Origin of the sequence: Mesorhizobium qingshengii (assembly GCF_027563465.1) — a bacterium.
GTDB classification, from domain to species: domain Bacteria; phylum Pseudomonadota; class Alphaproteobacteria; order Rhizobiales; family Rhizobiaceae; genus Mesorhizobium; species Mesorhizobium qingshengii_A.
This window is the reverse complement of sequence record NZ_JAPFQA010000001.1, coordinates 750,659-770,360: the sequence shown is the minus strand read 5'-3', so window position 1 is coordinate 770,360 and position 19,702 is coordinate 750,659. Positions and strand designations below refer to the sequence as shown.

20 protein-coding genes and 1 tRNA gene are annotated in these 19,702 nt (G+C 61.7%); 6 read left to right on the top strand and 15 right to left on the bottom strand.

Going from position 1 to position 19,702, the window contains the following annotated elements:
- Nucleotides 1-4: 4 nt before the first annotated feature.
- The gene (locus tag OOJ09_RS03545; RefSeq protein ID WP_269903852.1) at nt 5-1,177 is read right to left on the bottom strand and encodes a porin; all 1,173 of its coding nucleotides are present in this window, start codon (nt 1,175-1,177) and stop codon (nt 5-7) included.
- A 328-nt stretch (nt 1,178-1,505) separates the two neighbouring features.
- Here OOJ09_RS03545 and OOJ09_RS03540 point away from each other — a divergent pair, with 328 nt between their 5' ends.
- Complete coding sequence (locus OOJ09_RS03540) at nt 1,506-1,910, top strand: hypothetical protein (protein WP_269903851.1); 405 nt, start codon at nt 1,506-1,508, stop codon at nt 1,908-1,910.
- A 49-nt stretch (nt 1,911-1,959) separates the two neighbouring features.
- On the opposite strand, the gene era is transcribed toward OOJ09_RS03540, so the two are convergent.
- The 9 genes from era to rpoZ all read right to left on the bottom strand — a co-directional run bounded on the left by era (nt 1,960) and on the right by rpoZ (nt 9,498).
- Nucleotides 1,960-2,892 carry a GTPase Era gene (gene era / locus OOJ09_RS03535; protein WP_269903850.1) on the bottom strand — a complete coding sequence of 311 codons (933 nt, stop codon included), beginning with the start codon at nt 2,890-2,892 and terminating at the stop codon, nt 1,960-1,962.
- Complete coding sequence (rnc, locus tag OOJ09_RS03530; RefSeq protein WP_269903849.1) at nt 2,889-3,638, bottom strand: ribonuclease III; 750 nt, start codon at nt 3,636-3,638, stop codon at nt 2,889-2,891. The genes era and rnc overlap by 4 nt, the downstream gene beginning before the upstream one ends.
- A gap of 2 nt (nt 3,639-3,640) precedes the next feature.
- A complete protein-coding gene (lepB, locus tag OOJ09_RS03525; protein ID WP_269903848.1) occupies nt 3,641-4,390 on the bottom strand; it encodes a signal peptidase I in 750 nt (249 codons plus the stop codon).
- Nucleotides 4,391-4,468: 78 nt separating this feature from the next.
- Nucleotides 4,469-4,882, bottom strand: a complete 414-nt coding sequence (gene acpS / locus OOJ09_RS03520) for a holo-ACP synthase (protein ID WP_269903847.1) — start codon at nt 4,880-4,882, stop codon at nt 4,469-4,471.
- Entirely contained in the window at nt 4,879-5,478 is a 600-nt protein-coding gene (locus OOJ09_RS03515; RefSeq protein ID WP_269903846.1) for a DUF2062 domain-containing protein, read from the bottom strand. Before OOJ09_RS03515 ends, acpS begins: the two co-directional genes overlap by 4 nt.
- Nucleotides 5,479-5,730: 252 nt before the next feature.
- Nucleotides 5,731-6,111 (bottom strand): VOC family protein, encoded by a 381-nt coding sequence (locus OOJ09_RS03510; RefSeq protein WP_269903845.1) that lies wholly within the window; start codon nt 6,109-6,111, stop codon nt 5,731-5,733.
- A 13-nt stretch (nt 6,112-6,124) separates the two neighbouring features.
- Nucleotides 6,125-6,703, bottom strand: coding sequence for an orotate phosphoribosyltransferase (gene pyrE / locus OOJ09_RS03505; RefSeq protein ID WP_269903844.1), 579 nt, complete (start codon nt 6,701-6,703; stop codon nt 6,125-6,127).
- 30 nt (nt 6,704-6,733) lie between these two features.
- Complete coding sequence (locus OOJ09_RS03500) at nt 6,734-8,962, bottom strand: RelA/SpoT family protein (protein WP_269903843.1); 2,229 nt, start codon at nt 8,960-8,962, stop codon at nt 6,734-6,736.
- A gap of 134 nt (nt 8,963-9,096) precedes the next feature.
- Complete coding sequence (gene rpoZ / locus OOJ09_RS03495; RefSeq protein ID WP_269903842.1) at nt 9,097-9,498, bottom strand: DNA-directed RNA polymerase subunit omega; 402 nt, start codon at nt 9,496-9,498, stop codon at nt 9,097-9,099.
- 327 nt (nt 9,499-9,825) lie between these two features.
- Here rpoZ and OOJ09_RS03490 point away from each other — a divergent pair, with 327 nt between their 5' ends.
- Both OOJ09_RS03490 and OOJ09_RS03485 read left to right on the top strand, forming a co-directional pair.
- Complete coding sequence (locus tag OOJ09_RS03490) at nt 9,826-10,407, top strand: NYN domain-containing protein (protein WP_269903841.1); 582 nt, start codon at nt 9,826-9,828, stop codon at nt 10,405-10,407.
- 11 nt (nt 10,408-10,418) lie between these two features.
- Entirely contained in the window at nt 10,419-11,078 is a 660-nt protein-coding gene (locus tag OOJ09_RS03485) for a uracil-DNA glycosylase (RefSeq protein WP_269903840.1), read from the top strand.
- A 21-nt stretch (nt 11,079-11,099) separates the two neighbouring features.
- Here OOJ09_RS03485 and OOJ09_RS03480 read toward each other — a convergent pair whose 3' ends face one another.
- The 3 genes from OOJ09_RS03480 to dapA are packed head-to-tail and all read right to left on the bottom strand — an operon-like array spanning nt 11,100 to nt 13,211.
- Complete coding sequence (locus OOJ09_RS03480; protein ID WP_269903839.1) at nt 11,100-11,810, bottom strand: GH25 family lysozyme; 711 nt, start codon at nt 11,808-11,810, stop codon at nt 11,100-11,102.
- A 14-nt stretch (nt 11,811-11,824) separates the two neighbouring features.
- Nucleotides 11,825-12,304, bottom strand: coding sequence for an SsrA-binding protein SmpB (smpB, locus tag OOJ09_RS03475; RefSeq protein WP_269903838.1), 480 nt, complete (start codon nt 12,302-12,304; stop codon nt 11,825-11,827).
- A gap of 25 nt (nt 12,305-12,329) precedes the next feature.
- Nucleotides 12,330-13,211, bottom strand: coding sequence for a 4-hydroxy-tetrahydrodipicolinate synthase (gene dapA / locus OOJ09_RS03470; RefSeq protein ID WP_269903837.1), 882 nt, complete (start codon nt 13,209-13,211; stop codon nt 12,330-12,332).
- Nucleotides 13,212-13,517: 306 nt separating this feature from the next.
- On the opposite strand from dapA, the gene OOJ09_RS03465 reads away from it, so the two are divergent.
- Both OOJ09_RS03465 and OOJ09_RS03460 read left to right on the top strand, forming a co-directional pair.
- Nucleotides 13,518-15,548 (top strand): lytic transglycosylase domain-containing protein, encoded by a 2,031-nt coding sequence (locus OOJ09_RS03465; RefSeq protein ID WP_269903836.1) that lies wholly within the window; start codon nt 13,518-13,520, stop codon nt 15,546-15,548.
- Nucleotides 15,549-15,701: 153 nt separating this feature from the next.
- A complete protein-coding gene (locus OOJ09_RS03460) occupies nt 15,702-16,604 on the top strand; it encodes an alpha/beta fold hydrolase (protein WP_269903835.1) in 903 nt (300 codons plus the stop codon).
- A 74-nt stretch (nt 16,605-16,678) separates the two neighbouring features.
- Here OOJ09_RS03460 and OOJ09_RS03455 read toward each other — a convergent pair whose 3' ends face one another.
- Nucleotides 16,679-17,725: a tyrosine-type recombinase/integrase gene (locus OOJ09_RS03455; RefSeq protein WP_269903834.1), complete on the bottom strand. Its 1,047-nt coding sequence runs from the start codon at nt 17,723-17,725 to the stop codon at nt 16,679-16,681.
- A gap of 243 nt (nt 17,726-17,968) precedes the next feature.
- Nucleotides 17,969-19,063 carry a porin gene (locus OOJ09_RS03450; RefSeq protein ID WP_269903833.1) on the bottom strand — a complete coding sequence of 365 codons (1,095 nt, stop codon included), beginning with the start codon at nt 19,061-19,063 and terminating at the stop codon, nt 17,969-17,971.
- A 451-nt stretch (nt 19,064-19,514) separates the two neighbouring features.
- Here OOJ09_RS03450 and OOJ09_RS03445 point away from each other — a divergent pair.
- Nucleotides 19,515-19,605, top strand: a tRNA-Ser gene (locus OOJ09_RS03445).
- Nucleotides 19,606-19,702 lie beyond the last annotated feature (97 nt).

Below are 19,702 nucleotides of genomic sequence, written 5' to 3'. Positions count from 1 at the left end.
ATCGTTAGAACGAGCGCTGGAAGCGGAGGATGCCGCCGAGGCTGCTCTTCTTGTTGGCCTTGGTCCAGTTGTTGAAGTCGGCATCGCCGAACTTGCCTGCATTGAGGTAGTCGACTTCGGCCGTGACCGTAAAGCCGGGCACAACGGTGTAGGCAACGTTGGCGGCGATGCCGAGGTTCTTCCAGTCGTCATAAGAGACCTGGGCATTGAACGCAGTCTTGGCGTTGAACTTGTAGGTACCGCCGCCCCAGACTGCCCAGTTGCCGCCCCACTGCTTGTAGAAGCCGCGACCTTTGGCATTGATGGCGTTGGTCGGATCGTTGAGGTTGTTGTCCGAACCGTAACCGCCCATGATGAACAGCGAAAATTCCTTGCTGACATTCACGTCCAAACGGACCTTGCCGGCGACTTCTTCATAGTTGCTGTCATAGGCGACGACGCCGGTGATCGCACCCCAGTCGCCCTTGTACTTCAAACCGCCGACGACATGCGGAACATAGCTGTCGATGGTGCCGACCTTGCCGGCGCCTTCTTCGAGAGAGACCAGTCCCGAGAGGCCGTTGCCCGCGTCGAAATAGTACTGAACGACGTTGCTCTCCTGCCCGCCATACGGAACCAGCGTATCCTGGATGACGTTGCCGGCATAACCGATGAACGTATCGAAAGCCGTATCGTCCTTGCCGACGCGCAGGCCGCCGAGCTGAATCCAGGCGAAACGCAGCGAGAGAGACTTGTTACGACCCTGCCAGTCATCCCTACTGGAATTGGAGTCGCCTTGATTGAGGTAGTCGCCGCTGCTGTTGCCGTAATTGAAGCGGGTCTCGGTGTAGGTCTTGAGGGTACCGAGTTCGGTTTCCTGACCGGTCCAGGTCTTCAGCGTGAAGCGGGTGTTCTTGTAGTAGGTCGAATGCGTGCCGCCGTCCTGATGGTCAGGGACATGGTTGACACCATCGAGCGAGCCGGCGTCGCCGACGCCGATGTCATAACGGACATAGCCGCCGATGCGCAGGCAGGTTTCGGTGCCCGGGATGTAGAAGTAGCCGGCGCCGTAGACGTCGCAGATCTTGACGTATTCGGCCGGTTCCGGTTCGGCGACGACGACAGCGTCCGCGGCGCGCGCGCCGGACACCGCGATCAGTGCCGCGGCTGAGCCGAGAAGGAGGCTCTTGATGTTCATTTTCTGACCTCTCCAGTCATAGTTTTAAATTGGCTTCGGATTTGTGGCTGGCGGCAATGTTTTCCCGCCTCACCCCCACAACGAAAAAGGCTCGCACCGCTCGCCCTTTTCAGCGGCGAACATACCCATCGATCTTCCGCCTTCAATGACGGTTTTGGAAATAAATCCGATTCCATAAACAGATTAATGCTGTGTTGCACAAATAACACTTATGCCATCATCGAATGGCACAACTGGAACAACGTCATATATTCAATATATATTCGGATAGTTTGGCGGCTAATTATTTACTTTTAGCATTACATTGCCAAAACAGACACGAAAATGCGTGAAATATCCGCCTTTCGGCAAAATTTACCTGGAGATTTTTTCGCCCACCGGACATCAGATGACCTCCGCCCGCCAATCGCGCTCCGGCGTCGCGACGGAACGCCCGGAGGCGCCTGCAAGCCCGGTTGGCTTTGCCGAGGCGCTCAGAGCTCACCGGAGCGCTGTTGGGTACCTGATTGTGACAGCAGCCAACGGTTGGCGGCGATTGCCCCGCGACGTCTCGCGCCCTTTTCGCCGCCGTGGCGGCGGTGATCGCTCGAACTCGACCGCCGGCCGGGCGTTCTTACCGCTCGTCGGTATCGCCAACACGCTGCTCAGCGCCGAGGTGTCAGGCGTCGCTTCCGTGTCGAGTTCTGACCGGCTTTGTGGTTTTCAGACAAAGGCTACTGGACGATCGGCCTGACTGCGATGTCAGCATGAAAGCAGTGAGAATCGCAGTGTCGATTTCGACCTTAATGCGGGAACTCGAGCCCCATCTCGCGGTAGCGCTCGGGGTCGTCGCCCCAGTTCTCGCGCACCTTCACGAACAGGAACAGGTGCACCTTCTGTTCGAGAATGCCCGCTATCTCCATCCGCGCTGCCTGGCCAATGGCGCGGATGGTCTCGCCCTTGTGGCCGAGGACGATCTTCTTCTGGCTGTCGCGCTCGACGTAGATGGTCTGGTCGATGCGCACCGAGCCGTCCGGCTTCTCCTCCCATTTCTCGGTCTCGATATGCGAGGAATAGGGCAATTCCTGATGCAACCGCAGATAAAGCTTCTCGCGGGTGATCTCGGCCGCGAGCTGTCGCATCGGCAGGTCGGAAATCTGATCCTCCGGATAATACCAGGGGCCGGCCGGCAAGGCTTCGGCGAGATAGTCGAGCAGGTCCTTGCAGCCAGAACCGGTCAGGGCCGAGACCATGAAGGTGCGCTTGAACGGCACCTTTGCGTTGGCTGCCGCCGACAAGGCCAGAAGCGTCTCGTGCTTGACCCGATCGACCTTGTTGAGGATCAACGCCATCGGCTGGCGTACGTCCTTCAGCCGTTCGAGGATGGCGTCCGCGTCCCCCCTGATGCCACGCTCCGCGTCGATCAGCAGCAACACGATATCGGCGTCCTTGGCGCCACCCCAGGCGGTGGTCACCATCGCCGTATCAAGCCGCCGCTTGGGCTTGAAGATGCCAGGCGTGTCGACAAAGACGATCTGCGCATTGTCATGCGTGGCGATGCCGCGCACGATGGCGCGCGTCGTTTGCACCTTGTGGGTAACGATCGACACCTTGGCGCCGACAAGCTGGTTGACCAGAGTCGATTTGCCCGCATTGGGCGCGCCGATGAGCGCGACGAAGCCGGAGTGCGTGGCGGCGGCTTCTGGTGCCGCGGAGGTGTCTTCGGTGGCGGTCATGCCGCGCTCCCTTCATTAACGCGCCGCGCGTCCGATGCGTTGTTCCAGACGCCTTCGCGAACAAGCATTGCCGCCGCGGCGGCCTGCTCGGCCTCGCGCTTTGAACGACCGCTGCTGCTCGCTGGCTGAAATGCACCAACCCTGACGCTGACCGTGAAGAGCGGATCGTGGTCCGGCCCCTCCCGGCTGTCGATGCTGTAGGCGGGGACAGCACTTGCCGCCTGGTGCGCCCACTCCTGCAATTCGGTCTTGGCATCGCGACGCGCGGCGCCTGAAGCCAGCGAGCGCGGCTGCCAGTATTTATGGATGAAAGCGCGCGCCGCCTCCAGCCCGCCATCGAGATAAAGCACCGCGATCAGCGATTCCAATGCGTCGGCGCGCAAATTGATACGCTTGCGGCCCTCGAGCCCGCGCATGTCCGATCCGGCGCGGATCAGATCCGGCAGGCCGATACCCTCGGCGATTTCCGCGAGCGCCTCGGCGTTGACCAGCGCATTGAGCCGCAGCGACAGTTCACCTTCCGCAGCATCCGGAAATGCGGCCAGCAGCATGTCGGCGACCACCAGGCCAAGAACCCGGTCGCCAAGAAACTCGAAGCGCTCATAGTCGGTGCCGGCATTGGCGCCGCGCGCACTGGCGTGGGTCAATGCACGCTGCAGGCGCTGGCGGTCGGCAAAGGCGTGGCCCGTGCGTTCCACAAGCGCTTCGGCGAGCGCGTCGGCGGTAAGCCGTTTTGCCGCTGCCATCCCTAATTTACAAAATGGAACAGGCGCGAAGCGCGCATCAAGGACGGCCATTTCCAGATTTCAAGCGGGCTTGCCTTGCCGGCGATCGAGAAGAAAATCAGATTGGCGCGGCCAACCAGATTCTCCGCGGGAACGTAGCCGACGGTGAACCGGCTATCGCTGGAATTGTCCCTGTTGTCGCCCATCATGAAATAGTGGCCGGGCGGCACGTCGAATTCGCGGGTATTGTCCCCAATTGAATCCGGTGACAAATCAAGCGTGTCGTAGCTGACACCGTTCGGCAGCGTCTCGCGATAGACGTCGATGGGACGATCCGTCTCGGTGATGTCGGGATTGTCGATCTGGCCGGCCTTCACGCGCGGCACGCCGACCCCATTGATGAACAGCTGGCCGTCCTTCATCTGGATCTTGTCGCCGGGCAGGCCGATCACGCGCTTGATGTAGTCAACGGAAGGGTCCGGTGGGAATTTGAACACCACCACGTCGCCGCGCTTCGGCTCGGAGCCCCAGATGCGGCCCGAGAAAATGTCGGGACCGAAAGGCAGCGAATAACGCGAATAGCCGTAGGACCACTTGGTGACGAACAGATAGTCGCCTTCCAGAAGCGTCGGCCGCATCGATCCCGACGGAATCGAAAAGGGTTGGAACAGCAGCGTGCGGATGACCAGGGCGAGCAAAAGCGCCTGGACGATGACGCTGACGGTTTCGCCAAGCCCGCCGGATTTCTTCTCGGATTTTTCAGCCACGCTCATGTCGTCCTCGATTGTGCGTTGGATGGTATAGAGTCTCGGCGCGCGCTGGGCAACGTCAATGCCGGTCCTCAGATGCAATCAATGTGGCGCTTCTTCGACGGGCAACGCCTCAATGATCACAAAGGCTTGAGCGAGGGGGAAATCATCCGTGATGGTGAGGTGGATTGCCGCTCGATGGCCCCTTGGCAGGATTTTGCCCAACCGCGCCAAGGCCCCGCCGGTCAGCGCCATGGTCGGCGCACCGCTGGGCAGGTTGACGACACCCATGTCACGCCAGAACACGCCTTGCGCGAGACCGGTGCCGAGTGCCTTGGCGCAGGCCTCCTTGGCGGCGAAGCGCTTGGCGTAAGAGGCCGCGCGGGCGCGCCTCCCCTCCGAACGTGCCTGCTCGACCTCGGTGTAGATTCTGTGGATGAAGCGCTGGCCGTGGCGCTCCAGCGACTTCTCGATGCGTCTGATATCGATCAGGTCGCTGCCGATGCCGATGATCATCGTGCCGTGGTACCGATGCTTCCGGCGGGATGAGACGATTGCGCATGCCGGGCGGACCGCTCGGCCAGGCGCTTGCGCCGCTGCTCGCGGAAAGCGCTCATACCCCAGCGCGTGATGCCATAGAACAGGAGCCCGAAGACCAGCCCTAGCGGTACCGCGCCGATCAGCATCGGCTCAAGCACGGGCTTCCACAATTGCGCGAAAGAAAGCTTGTGCAGCATCTCGCCCAGATGCGCCGGTGGGCCATGCACCGGCAGGCGATCGTGCAGGATGAGCTTGCCGGTCTCCCAGGAGGCGCCCCATAGCAACGGGAAGGTGAGCGGATTGCCGAAGAATACCGCGCCGAGTGCCGCTGCCACCAGGTTGCCGGCGATCACCCAGCACAGAACGGCGGCAATGACAAAGTGGAACCCGACAGGAAAGAACGAAGCGAAGACGCCGGCGGCGACACCGGCCGCCACCGCATGCGGAGTGGCCTTCAGCCGCAAGATGCGCTTGGAGAAATACTGAAGCGAGCGCGAAAACGAGCGGCGCGGCCACAGATAGGTACGCACCCGCTCGAAAAGACCATCAGGCTTGCGACGTCGAAAAAGCACTCTGTTCCCGTTCCACAGCTCCCGCACCGGCAACTTCAGCCGGGCGCGACAGCCACATCTTGCGCTTGACGACCGCCCAATGGCAATCGCAACCTTGATATAGCCATACGCGACCCCAACAACAACCAAAGGCCGTCAGCACAGCAGCCATGTGGCCATAATTTTTGGTAAGGTTCGCCCCTCCAACGCCGGACAATCGCGGCGAATTTAAGAAACCGCTAAATTTATTGTCGCAGCCGACTGCTCTGGAGGTTATGACCGGTATTCGCTGACCTCGACCAGATTGCCGTCCGGGTCGCGGAAATAGACCGACATCATCAGCCCTCGCGCCCCGACACGTTCGACCGGACCGAGTTCGACCACCACACCGTTGGCCGCGAGACGGGCACAGACCTCACCCAGCGGCCGGTCAGTGATCAGGCAGAAATCACCGGATCCGGGCGTCGGCGACTTCGCTTTCGGCTCGAAGGTGCGGCCGACCTCATGCACATTGATCTTCTGGTTGCCGAAGGCCAGCGCTGTCGGCCGGCCCGGCGTATCGATGCGTTCAAAACCCAGCACGCGCTGATAAAAGTCGCAAGTCGCTTTCAGCGAAGCGACCGTCAGCACGAAATGATCGATGCCGGCGATCATTTCGGCCTCCTCGTCAGATGTTGCGGCTGCCGGGCTTGATTGCCGGAATGGCGGCAAGCTCCGGCGGCAGCCGGTCTGCCGGATAGGCCGGAACCTCATATTCGGCGAGCGCGATCAGCGGCACGCCGACGTGGGTCTTGCCGGCCGAACGATCGATGATGCAGGCGGCGGCGACCACTTCGGCGCCAAGTTCGCGCAGGCACTCGATGGTTTCGCGGATCGAAAGGCCGGTGGTGACGATGTCCTCGACGATGACGACGCGCGCGCCCCTGGCAATCTCGAAGCGGCGCAAGCTGAACTCGCCCCCTTCCCGTTCGACCCAGATCGCCGGCACGCCGAGATGGCGCGAGGTTTCGTAAGCCGGGATCAGCCCGCCGATCGCCGGACCGACGACGTAGTCGATCTTGCCAGGCACCGCCGCACGGATCTTTTCGGCCAGCGCCTTGCACAACCGCTCGGTCTTGTCGGCATGCATGAACACCCGCGCCTTCTGCAGGAAGACCGGGCTGCGCAGGCCCGAGGTCAAAATGAAATGCCCTTCGAGAACGGCACCCGCGTCGCGGAATATGCCCAGCACTTCATCGGTATTCATCTGCGCCTATCCCCACATAGATCAGCCGTGTCAGCCATTCACACGCCTTGCATCGCTGACGCTCGAATTGTCCTTGAGCTGCGACAGCAGCCGGTTGAGATGCTTCAGATCCCAGACTTCGAGATCGATCAGCATCTCGGTGAAATCGGGCGCTGTGCGCACCATCGACAGCGTATGGATGTTGGCGTCGTTCGACGCAACAACCTGCGCGATATCGGCGAGCGAACCCGGCGCATTGATGGCGGTAACCGATACGCGCGCCGGAAAGCGCTCCTTGGTGCGCTCGTCAATGTCCCAGCGCACGTCGATCCAGCGTTCGGGCTGGTCGTCGAAGGCCTGCAGCGCCGGCGACTGTATCGGATAGATGGTGATGCCGGTGCCCGGCTGAACGATGCCGACGATGCGGTCGCCCGGCACGGCCCCCTCCGGCGCGAAACGCACCGGCAGGTCGCCGCGCACGCCGCGGATCGGCACGGCGCCGTCCTTCGGCTGGTCCTTGTCCTTGCGCGCGGCGCGGCCCGGGATCTGAAAGAGCATGCCAGCGGCGTTGCGGATCTTCGACCAGCCCTCCTCGCGCTGCTTGGGCGCGGCCGTGGTGACGCGCTCGTCCTTGTAGTCGGGGAATACCGCCTTCATGACGTCGGTGGAGGCAAGCTCGCCACGGCCGACCGAGGCCAGCACGTCCTCGATGTCCTTGCGCGCCAGCCGGTGCAGCACCTGCTTGAGGCTCTCCTTGGTAAAGGTCTTGCCAGCCCGCTCGAAGGCGCGTTCCAGGATGCGTATGCCGAGACCCGAATACTGCTTGCGGATGGCGTTCTTGGTGGCGCGGCGGATGGCCGAGCGCGCCTTGCCGGTGACGACGACCGATTCCCACGCAGCTGGCGGCACCTGCGCCTTGGAGCGGATGATCTCGACCTCGTCGCCGTTCTTCAGTTCCGTCATCAGCGGCATGATACGGCCGTTGACCTTGGCGCCGACGCAGGTGTCGCCGACATCGGTGTGCACCGCATAGGCAAAATCGATGGGCGTCGCACCACGCGGCAAGGCAATCAGCATGCCTTTCGGCGTGAAGCAGAACACCTGGTCCTGGAACAGTTCCAGCTTGGTGTTTTCGAGGAAATCCTCCGGATTGTCACCTTCGGCAAGCTGCTCGATGGTGCGCCGCAGCCAGGCATAAGCGTTGGTCTCCTTCGAGATCGCATGCGCGGCGCCGTTGATCTTGCCGCCAGTGTCCTTGTAGATCGAGTGGGCGGCGACGCCATATTCAGCGATCTTGTTCATCTCGCGGGTGCGGATCTGCAGCTCGACGCGCTGGCGCGACGGTCCGACGATGGTGGTATGGATCGAGCGGTAGTCGTTCTGCTTCGGCGTCGAGATGTAATCCTTGAAGCGTCCTGGCACCATCGACCACGTGGTGTGGATGGCGCCAAGCGCCCGGTAGCAGTCCTCGACCGTGTCGACGACGACGCGGAAGCCGAAAATATCGGACAGCTGCTCGAAAGACAGCGCCTTGGCCTCCATCTTGCGGAACACCGACCACGGCTTCTTCTGCCGGCTCTTCACGCCAGCCTTGATCGCATGCTTTTCAAACAGCGCGGACAGCGCCTTCTCGATCTCGGACAGCACATCCTTGTTACGCTCGAAGATCTCGGCGAGCCGTGCAGTGACGGCGCGATAGGCCTCCGGGTTGATGTAACGGAAGGCGATCTCCTCCAGTTCCTCGCGCATGCCTTGCATGCCCATGCGCCCGGCCAGCGGCGCATAGATGTCCATGGTCTCCTCGGCGATGCGCAGGCGCTTGGCCTCCGGCATATGGTCGAGGGTGCGCATGTTGTGCAGGCGGTCGGCGAGCTTGACAAGAAGGACACGGACGTCCTCGGAGATCGCCAGCAGAAGCTTGCGCAGGTTTTCCGCCTGCTCGGCCTTCTTCGACACGAGGTCGAGCTTCTTCAGCTTGGTCAGACCCTCGACCAGCTTGCCCATTTCCGGCCCGAACAGCTCGTCGATCTCGGCCCGCGTCGCCGTGGTGTCCTCGATGGTGTCGTGCAGCAGGGCGACCGCGATCGTTGCCTCGTCCATGTGCATTTCGGTGAGAATGGCGGCGACTTCGAGCGGATGCGAGAAATAGGGATCGCCGGAAGCGCGCTTCTGGTGGCCATGCTTCTGCATGGCATAGACATAGGCCTTGTTGAGCAATGCCTCGTTGACGTCAGGCTTGTAGCGCTGGACGCGCTCGACAAGCTCATACTGACGCATCATGGGCGGGATCTCACAGCGGTGAAATGAATCATGCGCCGCACTGCTGTACGGCGCATGTCATAGATAGCCACGAAACTGCCGATACGGAAGTGCCGGACGATTAATCCAGCGACCTTCGCAACAGTGGTTCGCTCCTAGTAATCGTCGCTCTTTTCCGGGGGAACCAGGCCCTCGATGCCGGCCAGCAGATCTTCCTCGGTCATCCGGTCGAACGTGACATTCTCCTCGGCGTCGTCGGCGTTGGTGGCCGCGACAGCGCCACCGGTCTGGTCGGCGATCGCCTCGCCATCGGCTTCGGGCTCGTCGACCTCGACATGCTTCTGCAGCGAATGGATCAGATCCTCCTTGAGGTCGTCGGGCGACAACGTCTCGTCGGCGATCTCGCGCAGCGCGACGACCGGGTTCTTGTCGTTGTCACGCGGCACGGTGATCTGCGCGCCCTGGCTGATCTGACGGGCGCGGTGGCCGGCAAGGAGCACCAGCTCGAAGCGGTTATCGACCTTGTCGATGCAATCTTCAACGGTTACGCGGGCCATGGATTGCCCCTTTCATGCGATGGATTTGATGGAAAACAGGCGCGGTCCTTAACCTGAACGCCGTCAAAATACAAGCATCATGGCAATGGCGGGGCCGCCAGGCGCTCAATCCCTCGTTCAAACACCTGATTTTGCAAAATCAACCAGCATCCATGCACTCCGTGCCGCGATCACAATTGCTTGCATTGCCCCATCACGCCTTGGATTGCCACCAAACTGGCGTTATCTCGGATGGTGTCAAGGTCAGCCGGATTATTATGAGCCTGACCGATAGTCGCTATCGCATTTCGTTTAGACGGCCGCTTATTTCGAAAAGGACTATTTTCCATGTTCGACCCCCGTGAAAAAATCGCCCTATTCATCGACGGCGCCAATCTCTACGCCACGTCGCGCGCGCTCGGCTTCGACATCGACTATCGCAAGCTTCTGTCGAGCTTCCAGAAGCGCGGCTATCTGTTGCGCGCTTATTACTACACGGCGCTGGTCGAGGATCAGGAATACTCCTCGATCCGTCCCTTGATCGACTGGCTCGACTACAACGGCTTCAAGGTCGTCACCAAGCCGGCCAAGGAATTCACCGACTCGACCGGCCGCCGCAAGATCAAGGGCAATATGGACATCGAGCTGACGGTCGACGCGCTGGAACTCGCCGATGTCGTCGACCATTATGTCATCTTTTCCGGCGACGGCGACTTCCGCACGCTGGTCGAGGCGTTGCAGCGGCGCGGCCGCAAGGTGTCGATCGTCTCGACCATGGCCTCGCAACCGCCAATGATCTCCGACGATCTGCGCCGCCAGGCCGACCATTTCATCGACCTGATGACGCTGAAGAACGAGGTCGGCCGCGATCCGTCCGAGAGGCCGGTGCGGCGGCCCGAGCCGGCTGAGGTCGACGAGGACGATTACTGAGGCCGGTCGCCTTGACCGCCATCTCCTCCTCCCCCGAGCCCGGCCGCGACTGCCCGCTCTGCCCGCGGCTGCATGATTTCATCGCGGAATGGCGCCAGCGCGAACCATCCTGGTTCAATGCGCCGGTGCCGACCTTCCTGCCGCCTGAAGGTGAAGCCGCGGTCCAGTTGCTGATCGTCGGGCTGGCGCCAGGCCTGCGCGGCGCCAACCGCACCGGACGACCCTTCACCGGCGACTTTGCTGGCGACCTGCTCTACTCGACGCTGATTTCGCACGGTTTTGCGCGCGGTGCGTTCAAGGCGCGGCCAGATGACGGGCTTGAGCTTGTCGGCGCGGCCATAACCAATGCGGTGCGTTGCGTGCCGCCGGAGAACAAGCCGGTGGGCGCCGAGATCGCCACCTGCCGGACTTTCCTGGTGCCGACGATCGCCCGGTTTCCCAACCTGCGCGCCGTGCTGGCGCTGGGATCGATCGCGCACCAGTCGACCGTGCGCGCGCTTGGTGGGCGCGTCGCCGCCTACCCGTTCAAGCATGGCGGGCAGCAACCGGCCGGCGGCATCACCCTGTTTTCGAGCTACCATTGCTCGCGCTACAACACCAACACCGGTGTCTTGACCGAGGCAATGTTCGTCAGCGTTTTCAGAGAGATCGCGGCGTTCCTGCAGAAATAGAGTCGGGCGGCGGCGGGCTCATCAGCGCGGCGGCGCAACCAGCGCGGCCAACACCGCCGGCCCGCCCTGCAGCACATTCAGATCGACATCGCCGTTGATACCGTCGACACGTCCCCTGTTGTGGTACTGCCAATAGACCCAGTCGTCGCGGTCTGGCTGCAACAGCAATGAGCGAAGCCACAGCGGCCGGGCAGCAATGCGCCCGCCATAGGCCTCTGCCGCCTCATCGGTCAGATAGACAATCGCCGGTTTGCCGAACGCTGCCTCCACCGGTGCGAGGAACGCGGCGAGTTCGGCGCTCAGTTGCTCGGGCGTTGGCCGCTGCGGACAATTGCCGCCGAACTCGATGTCAACGACGGGCGGCAGCAAGGGCTGATCGTGCGGCACCACCGAGATGAAATTGCGCGCCTGATCGCCACCCGGCCGGCAGAAAGTGAAGAAATGATAGGCGCCGACGGCAAGACCGGCGGCGCGGGCCTCTTCCAGATTCCGTGCGAAGGCGTCGTCGACATGGTCGCCGCCTTCGGTCGCCTTGATGACGGCGAAGGCGACATCGTCGGCGGCAACCCGCCGCCAGTCGATCTGGCCCTGATGGTGGGAGACATCGATGCCCCTGACCGGGTATTTGTCGCGGTCCGGCGAGAATGCCCTGAAATAGAGATAGCCGCCCGCAGCGACCAAACAAGCCAGAACCAGGCTGGCCAAGCTCAAAAGGACAATCCGGCTCGTCAAACGAATGCCCCAGCCTATCCACGCTCCTTCAGGAGCCGGCCCTTCTCACGCGACCAGTCACGCTGCTTCTCGCTTTCGCGCTTGTCGTGCAGCTTCTTGCCCCGCCCGACGGCGAGCAGCAGCTTGGCGCGGCCCTGGTCGTTGAAATAGATCTTCAGTGGCACCAGCGTCATGCCTTCGCGGTCGACGCTCTGCGACAATTTCGCCATCTCGCGCTTGTTGAGCAGCAGCTTGCGGCGGCGTCGCGGCTCATGATTGAAACGGTTGGCCTGCAGATATTCGGGCAGATAGGAGTTGATCAACCAGATCTCGCCGCCTTCGACCGAGGCATAGCTGTCCTGGATGTTGGCCTGGCCCTGGCGCAGCGACTTGACCTCGGTGCCGGTCAGCACCAGGCCTGTCTCGACCGTGTCGAGCACCTCATAGGAAAACCGCGCCTTGCGGTTTTCCGCAACGGTCTTGTTGTTGGGATCGGCTTTTCTGACTTGATTCATGATGTGGAGAGGTGGCGCCTCATCCCTAGTTTATCAAGCCGGCGTGCTTCATGGCCGCATCGATCTTTTCGGCCGTCGACTGCTCGACGGTGACCAGCGGTAAACGCAGCACGTTCTCGACCTTGCCCAGCTTCGACAGCGCATACTTGGCGCCGGAAACGCCGGGGTCCATGAAGATCGCCTTGTGCAGCGGCAGCAGACGGTCCTGCAGTTCCAGCGCCTTGGCGCTGTCGCCCGAAAGCGTCGCCTCCTGGAACTCGGCGCAGAGCCGCGGCGCGACGTTCGACGTTACAGAAATGCAGCCGACGCCGCCATGTGCGTTGAAACCGAGCGCCGAAGCGTCCTCGCCCGAAAGCTGGATGAACTCCTTGCCGCAAGTCGCGCGCTGCTCGGAAACCCGTTCGACCTTGCCGGTGGCATCCTTGACGCCGACGATGTTCTTGAAGTCGTGCGCCAGCCGGCCCATCGTCTCCGGCGTCATGTCGATGACCGAGCGCGGCGGGATGTTGTAGATTATGATCGGCAGCTTGGTCGCCCTGGCGACGGCTGCGAAGTGCTCGTAGAGGCCGCGCTGCGTCGGCTTGTTGTAGTAGGGCGTGACGACCAGGGCGGCATCGGCGCCTGCCTTCTCGGCATATTGCACGAGCCCAACCGCTTCCTCGGTGTTGTTGGAACCGGCGCCGGCGACCACCGGTGCGCGGCCCCTGGCCACCTCGATGCAGACCTTGACGACATGGCGGTGCTCGTCATGCGACAGCGTCGGCGACTCGCCGGTGGTGCCGACCGGGACCAGGCCTGTCGTGCCCTCGGCGAGTTGCCACTCGACGAACGCGCGAAAGGCTTTCTCGTCGAAACGCCCGCTCTTTTCGAACGGTGTCACGAGCGCGGTAAGCGAGCCTCTCAGCATGTCGTCCAACTCCTTGGGACTTCTTTGTTTATGCATGTCGCTGTTTATGCATGTCGCTTCCCCAAAACCGGTATCCACTTTTGGGCGACATGCATCGGTGTTTTGTCGTGCGCGCCTTCTAGCCGAAAGCGAAGCGGCGCACCATAGTCTCGACATTGTTGCCCGGCAAGCATTGCCATGGTGCCAGCAAGCGCAATTCGGGCGACCTCGATAACCCAGTATTTACGGGCCCTTCACGACCTAAGTCTAGGCTTCGAGGCATATCGACCTGCTGTAGAATGCCAGGACAAGGAAAGACATAGGATCATGCCGGCCAGTCGGCCTCACCTGTTCGCGCTGCTTGGCGCCACGCTCGGGCTGATGCCGGGCATGGCGATCGGCGGCAGCGTCGATGTGCATGTCACCTCGGCGATCCCGGTACCTGGCCTGCAGACCCAGGCGCAACCGGATGCCTCGCCCAGCGTCGCCCAGCTGAAGAGCGGGCTGGACGCGCTGGCGGCTGGCGACATTCCAGGCGCCCGCACCGTGCGTGACGCTCTTCCCGCCAACTCGCTCGACCAACACATCCTCGCCTGGGCGATTGCGCTGTACGGCGGCGACAAGGTTCCGAGCGGCGACATCGCCGCCGCGGCAAAGATGCTCCCCAACTGGCCGGGCACCGTTGCCTTGCGCAAGAACAGCGAGCGCGCGCTCTATCGCGAGAACCCTGCCCCGGACATCGTCATTCGGGCATTCGACGGCAGCCAGCCGCAGACATTCGAAGGCGTGATGGTTCTTGCCCGCGCCTATGTCTTGTCCGGCAATGCCAAGGCGGCGCGTTCGGTGCTGTCACCGTTCTGGCGAACCGCGATCCTCGAAGCCAAGGACGAAACGGCGCTGGTTAAGGAATTCGGCGGCCTGATCCCGGCCACCGACCACCGTTTTCGTATGGAGCGTATGTTCTATGCCGACCGGGTTGGCTCCGCGCTGCGGGTCGCCGGCCTCGCCGGCGCCCAACAGCTCGCGGACGCCTGGGCGGCGGTGGACAGAGGCGACAAGAACACCGCCAAACTGCTGAAGGCAGTGCCGGCGGCGCAGCGTTCCGCCGGCTATTTCTTCGCGCAGGCCGAATATCTGCGCAAGCAGGAGAGTTTTGCCCACGCCGCCGCCGTCGTGATGCGGGCACCGACCGATCGCGAAGCCCTGGTAGATGCGGACGCCTGGTGGGTCGAGCGCCGGGTGTTGTCGCGCGAACTGGTCGACCAAGGCGATATGAAGACGGCCTACAAGATTGTCGCCATGCATGCCGCCGAAAGTGCCGCCAATGCGGCGGACGCCGAATTCCACGCCGGCTGGTACGCGCTGCGTGGCCTGAACGACCCCAAACTTGCTGCAACGCATTTCGTGCGCATCGCCGACCTCGCCCAGGGGCCGATGACCCTGTCGCGCGCCTATTACTGGCTCGGTCGTGCCGCCGAAGTCGGCGGCCCCGGCAACGCCAAGGACTATTTGGGGCGCGCCGCGGCCTATGGCACGACATTTTACGGCCAGCTTGCCGCCGAACGCGTCGGCCGACAGGCGCTCAACATTGTCTACCCGCAACCTGATACCGCCGACCGGCGGAATTTTGCCGGCCGCGAAGCCGTCAGCGCCATCAAGCGGCTGCAGGAGGCCGGCTACGACCGCTATGCCGAAACGCTCTATCGCGATCTAGCCGGGCAGTTGACCAGCCCTGGCGAACTGGCGCTGCTGGCTGTCCTCGCGGAAAAGCAAGGCAACCATTTCATGGCGCTGAAGGTCGGCAAGGTTGCCGGCGCGCGCGGCATCGATGTCGGCGCGCTGTCGCATCCGCTTGGCGTCATTCCCGATTCGGCCAATATCTCCGGCTCCGGCAAGGCGCTGGCCTATGCGATTGCGCGGCAGGAGAGCGAGTTCAACATCGGCGCCGTGTCGAGCGCCGGCGCGCGCGGCCTGCTGCAACTGATGCCGGGAACCGCCAAACAATTGGCGAAGAAGGCCGGATTGCAGTTTTCGCAGACACGGCTGACCACCGACGCCGGCTACAACGCCACACTGGGCGCCGCCTTCCTCGGCGAACAGCTCGATCGCTTCAACGGCTCCTACGTGCTGACCTTCGCCGGCTACAATGCCGGCCCCAACCGGGCAAGCCAATGGGTGGCGAAATACGGCGATCCACGCGGCAAGGACATCGACGCCGTCGTCGACTGGATCGAGCGGATTCCCTACACGGAAACAAGAAGTTACGTGCAACGCGTGATGGAGAATTACGAGGTCTACAAGATGCGTATTTCCGGCAAATACGACATTGTTGGCGATCTGGTGAACGGGCGCAGCTGACCCAAGCCGACGGCTCGAGGGGCGATTTCACCGAAGCTGCCGCCCCCTTGGGGGATACTGGCCATTTTCTCCGACCAAGCTCCTATTTGACCCTCCCCGCCCTCGCCTGTAGCAGTCAGGGAAGATTCGGCGGCGGGAAGGAATCGCGTCCAGATGTCGAGCACTGCAGGCTTTTCCGATTTTTTCCATAGCGCTCCGGATGGGCTAAAACTTCACGCGCGGGTCTATGGCGAAGCAAATTCCGGACACTGGCCTGTGGTCTGCCTGCCTGGCCTGACCCGCAATGCCCGGGATTTTCATGAGCTGGCGCTCTATCTTTCGGCGCGATCCGCCGTTCCGCGAAAAGTCGTCGCCTTCGACTATCGCGGGCGTGGGCAATCCGCCTACGATCCCGATGGCAGCCATTATAATGTCGGCGTCGAGGCCGGCGACATTCTTGCCGGGCTGGCGGCATTGGGAATAGAGGCAGCCGCCTTCATTGGCACCTCGCGCGGCGGGCTGATCATCCATGTTCTGGGCGCGCTGCGGCCGACCGTGGTGAAAGCCATGGTTTTCAACGACATCGGCCCGGTGATCGAGGCAGCCGGCCTTGCCCACATCCAGTCCTACCTGGAACGCGCACCAAAGCCGAAAACCTTCGCCGCGGCGATGAATGGCCAGCGCGATGTCCACGGCCAGGATTTTCCCGCGCTCACCGACGCCGACTGGAGGCGGATGGTGGAGGCGCTTTACCGCGAGACCTATGAAGGACTGCTGCCGGATTTCGACCCAAAACTGGTCGACACCGTTGCCAATCTTGACCTGACGCAGCCGCTCCCGGCCCTGTGGCCGCAATTCGAGGCGTTGGCAGCCATTCCCTTGCTCACACTCCGAGGCGCAAATTCGAGATTACTGTCCGAAGACACGCTGAGGCAGATGCGAGAACGCCATTCGCAGATGGAGACGATCACTGTCGAGGGCCAAGGGCACGCCCCGTTCCTCGAAACCGGCGACTTGCCACAAAGGATCGCCACGTTCTTCGACAATGCCGAGCAACGCGGTGCGACCGCGGGCTGAGAACAGGCACAGGCAAAAACGAATGCGCCCCTCGACCAAGATCAGGTCGAGGGGCGCGCCGAAAATGTCCTATGCTATTGGGACTTTGAGCTTTTCCGCACCTTGGCCTTTGCCGCGACCGGCTCGCTGTTTTTTTCCTGCATTGGAGACGATTCGGGCTTTGCCGCCGCACTGTCGGACCCACCGCATCGAGGTACTTCCAGCACGACAACACAGCCATCGAGGTCGTTGGTGGCCAGATGCGCGTAGCGCATGGTCATCGACAGGGTTTGGTGGCCGAGCCACATTTGCACACGCCGGATATCGATGCCGCCCTGGACAAGACGCGAAGCACAGGTGTGGCGCAAGATATGCGGCACCACCTGGTCGTCGGCGCCGAGGCCGACTTCGGCCTTCGCGTCGTTCCAGATGGCACGGAACTGTGCCTGGCTGAGCTTGGTGAATGGGCCCTTGGGCCGGCGGCCTTCGGCGGCTGGCAGCTTGATGACCTCCTTGACCCGCTCGGTCATCGGAATGGTGCGGCTGCGGCCGGACTTCGTAATCCAGAAACTGACGCGATGCTCCTGGATGTCGTTCCAGATCAGCCCAAGCGCCTCACCGAGACGGCATCCGCTATCGACCAGGAAGACCGAAAGCCTGTAGGCATCCTCGCTGCGGCTCTTGATGGCGGCGAACAGCCTGGCCTCTTCGTCCCTCTCGAGGAAACGAATCCGTCCCGCCCGCTCCTTCTGGCGGCGGAACTCGGGCAGGCTGTGGATATCCCCCATCTTGTGAGCCTTGCGCAGCAGTTTGCTGAGGGCAGCCATCTTTCGATTGATGGTTGCGTTGCTGTTGCCGCGCTGGCGCAAGGTGCCGATAAGGTTGTCCAGGGTACTCTGGTCAAAGGCGCTGAACCGTTCTCCGAGGAGAATCTCGTCTATTTCGCCGATGAAAGAGCTGACATTGTATTTATGTCGCCCATCATCCCACAATATATCCCGATATGCTGAAAATAGGTCTCCAACCCTATGCGACTTTACTTCTCTTATCTTGTTGTAGGTATATTTAAACTTTGAATTCTGAGAAGAGAACACCGCAAAATGATCAGAGGGATTACCCTCTTGAATCGCTTCGTTTGTCATTATGAGCCACACCCCCGAGTGGATAGGTCAGACCTAGCCCACCTCAAGGCGTCCTTTCAAGAGTTTTGAATCACGCGATAGTGATTTCATCCACCAGATGGGGATCCCACGAAATCATATCGCAGATTCAATTCAGCTACCGATTCCCCCTTTTCCTTCTGTCTGCCCAAGCCCAGTCACGAAACAAAAACAGCCCGGGCGTTTGTGCGCCCGGGCTGGATTTCACCTGTATGGAACCAGCCCTTAGAAGGAGCGCTGGAAGCGGAGGATGCCGCCGATAGCGTTGCTCTTGCCGGCCGGGATGCCCGTCCAGTTGTATCCGTTGCTGTTGTGGCTGTTGTGAGCATAGTCAACTTCGGCCGTGATCGTGAGGCCGGGAACGATGTCATAGGCGATGTTGGCGGCGACACCCGCTTCCTTCGCTTCGTCATACGACACCTGGAGGTTGAACGAGGTCTTCTCGTTGAACTTGTAGGTGCCACCGCCCCACACTGCCCAGTTGCCACCCCACTGCTTGAAGAAGTTGCGAGCGGTGTTCTTGTCGGTGCCGAAGCCGCCCATGACCCACAGCGACAGTTCGTTGGTAGCATTGACATCCAAGCGAACCTTGCCGGCCCACTCTTCAAAATTGCTGTCGTAAGCGCCGACCGCCACGATATCACCCCAGCCCTGCGTGTACTTCACACCGCCGACGACATGCGGCATATAGCTGTCGATGGTCTCGTAGCCCGAACCTTCTTCGAGCGAGACCACGGCCGAGAAGCCATTGCCAGCGTCGAAGTAGTACTGGACGACGTTGGTGTCGAAATCGCCGTAGGGAACCAGCGTGTCCTGGATGACGTTGCCAGCGTAACCGCTGAAGGTGTTGAAGGCCGATTCGTCCTTACCAACACGCAGACCGCCGAGCTGGATCCAGGCAAAGTTCAGGGAAGCGCCGCTGTTGCCAGCGTACGGGCCGTCACCATTGCCGAAGTTGAAGCGGGTTTCGGTGTAGGTCTTCAAGGTACCGAGTTCGGTTTCCTGGCCGGTCCAGGTCTTCAGCGTGAAGCGGGCGTTCTTGTGCCAGGTATCCTGGGCGTCGCCAGTCATGCGATCGAAAGACCGGGCGCCGTCGAAGCTGCCTTCCTGGCCGGCGCTGATGTCATAGCGGACATAGCCGCCGATGCGCAGGCAGGTTTCGGTGCCGGGGATGTAGAAGTAGCCAGCGCCGTAAACGTCGCAGATCTTGACGTATTCAGCGGGTTCCGGCTCGGCGACGACGACGGCGTCGGCGGCGCGCGCACCGGAAACTGCGATCAGGGCCGCAGCGGAGCCGAGAAGAAGGCTCTTGATGTTCATTTTCTGACCTCCAGTCAAAAGTTAAAAAACGGGTCTGGGTATTCTTTGCTGAAGGACAGCGTTCCCTGCCCCATCCCCACTACCGAAAAAGATGCGCACCGCGCCGCTCCTTCGATATCGACATTACCCATGAGGCGGCGGCGTTCAACCACGATCGTACCGGCGAAAGGGCTGTTCGGCTGCTATCCCCTGGCGTTGTTGCACAAATGACACGATTTGGCCTCACTCAGAAAGCTCTCGTTAACCATCCGCCCCTCCGCACCCCCTTGTTTGCGGGCGAATCCGGCAATCGGTCGACGGAATCATGGCAAAGCCGCGAGTCGCTGGCCAGCGAATTGCCGCGGAACCGCCGCATCGCGGAAATACCGGGGTTCGGCGCCTCCTTATTTTTCCATATAATGACGCGGGCTTGTTGATTGTGCCGGCGCTTTTCTTTATCCAGCGGCGCAACGGAGAGGTGGCCGAGTGGTCGAAGGCGCTCCCCTGCTAAGGGAGTAGAGGTCAAAAGCTTCTCGTGGGTTCGAATCCCATCCTCTCCGCCACTCTTGCCCACCCTGGTGGCGACAAGCCAGAAATTTCCCCACTAAAACAGATAGATAGGATTGGCGCGACCCTGTCCGCGCGACTTCGCGCCAAATA